The sequence below is a fragment of the Bhargavaea sp. GQ12 genome, assembly GCF_059758705.1.
This window is the reverse complement of record NZ_JCAXEU010000038.1, coordinates 1-1,826: the sequence shown is the minus strand read 5'-3', so window position 1 is coordinate 1,826 and position 1,826 is coordinate 1. Positions and strand designations below refer to the sequence as shown.

Sequence of the window (1,826 nt, the reverse complement as noted above, 5' to 3'; positions counted from 1 at the left end):
ACCATAGCTTTGTTGGTGAAGATGCAGGGTATGTTCGGAAGGCACTTATCATGACCCCGTGAGGTCTCCACTCCACCCGACAGGCCGGGATTCCCTTCTATAAGGCTGAGCCGAAATGAAGACGAATGAGTGGAGAAGTCAGAGGTTCTCATAGTACGGAAGTAGTCCTGTGACCAAACGCAGGATGAACGGAAGGGGAGCCACCTTATGGTTTTACACCGTCCCGTCTGTAATGTGAACGGTAAAGCTACTGCGGTAACACTAACTGAATGGACACACGGAAAGGTGTGAAATAGCCGAATGAATCAGGAATGGAAAATGAAACTGCACAGCGTCTATGGACAACTACTGTTTGACCGGAAACTGACGGCCAGTTTTAATCAGGTAAAGGCCAATAAAGGGACCGGCGGAATAGACGGAGAAACCATTGAGAGCTATGAAGCCAAGTTGGATGACAACATCATGGACCTGCTGGAACGGCTAAGAAGTAAGGAATACAAGCCAAGTCCGGTAAAGCGGGTCTACATTCCGAAGAAAGATGGAAAGAAAAGACCCTTGGGCATTCCGACCATCGAAGATCGGATTATCCAGCAAAGCCTGGTCAATATTCTTCAACCCAAATTCGAGGACACTCTGTTTCATAACTGGTCTGTCGGCTACCGCCCCGGACGGGGCGTCAAGCGGGCACTGCAAATCATCCTTTGGAATATCGAGTCGGGATATAACCATGTCTATGACGCGGACATCAAGGGGTTCTTTGATAATATTCCACATAAGAAGCTGATGGGCATCCTAAAGAAGTACATCTCGGACAGGACGACGCTTGGATTGATTGAGGAATTTTTGAAAGCGGGGCACATGGAAGAGGGTAAGCTGATGGATAGCGACAGCGGCACGCCACAGGGCGGGGTAATCTCCCCTCTACTGGCAAACGTTTACCTAAACGAACTGGATTGGGAATTGGACTTGCATGGTCTCCGGTTTGTCCGGTATGCGGATGATTTCCTCGTCTTCGCCAAAAGCAGGGAAGATATCCAGCGTGCTGTCGGTATCACGAAGACAAAGCTCAAAGAGCTGGGTCTAGAAATAGCGGAAGGCAAAACCCGGGTGGTTAATTTCAAGAAAGACGACTTCGACTTCCTCGGATTCACTTTTCAGCATTGGACCGTAAACAAGAAAGGGAAACCGGTCTTCCATGTCGTGCCCAAAGAAGAGTCCATCAAAGAATTCCGCCTGAAAATCAAGAGGAAGACACCCAAGTCCCTAACTCTCGACAAGCTGGAATGGGTTAATCGTGTGAATCCCATCATCAGGGGGAAGGTCAATTACTATGTGCTCGTCGTAGATGCCATCAAGGCAAATACGGAGTTGGGACAGGAAAGCCATTGTGTTACCAGAAAAATCCGTAGGATTTTGGATAGCCTAGACGCTTATACAAGAAAGAGGCTCCGGGTGGCATTTATCCATAAGCATCCGAGTCAAATTAAAGAATACAAAATGCGGTCCAGATGGAACAATGAGTTCTTTCTCTCAATCCGATTGATTCCAAGCCTCTGGCTGTATCTGAACAAGGTTTACGGAATGACGCTTGAGCAATTCGCAGAGGAGAAGAAACAGGTTGCCAAGAGACGCTATGAACTGGCCAAACAACGAGCAAGAAGAAAAGGCGAGGAATATTTCACTCCTCACCGCCTGCAAAAGATGCAAAATGCCTGGAATGCATCGAGATAACAACATTCGGTAACATACTGGTAAGCCGTATGCCTGAAAAGGGCACGTGCGGTTTGATAAGGGGGAAGCCACGCAAGTGGTTTCCCTACTTTCTT

1 protein-coding gene is annotated in these 1,826 nt (G+C 47.9%); it reads left to right on the top strand.

The window, feature by feature from the left end; all coding sequences use genetic code 11:
• The first annotated feature begins 300 nt into the window (after window positions 1–300).
• Complete coding sequence (gene ltrA / locus AC6CHQ_RS16160; protein WP_498082068.1) at window positions 301–1,731, top strand: group II intron reverse transcriptase/maturase; 1,431 nt, start codon at window positions 301–303, stop codon at window positions 1,729–1,731.
• The last annotated feature ends 95 nt before the right edge of the window (window positions 1,732–1,826 follow it).

Bases quoted from the DNA above. Each gene is read 5' to 3' on its own strand.
- ltrA (WP_498082068.1), top strand. From the start codon at position 301: ATGAATCAGGAATGGAAAATGAAACTGCACAGCGTCTATGGACAACTA.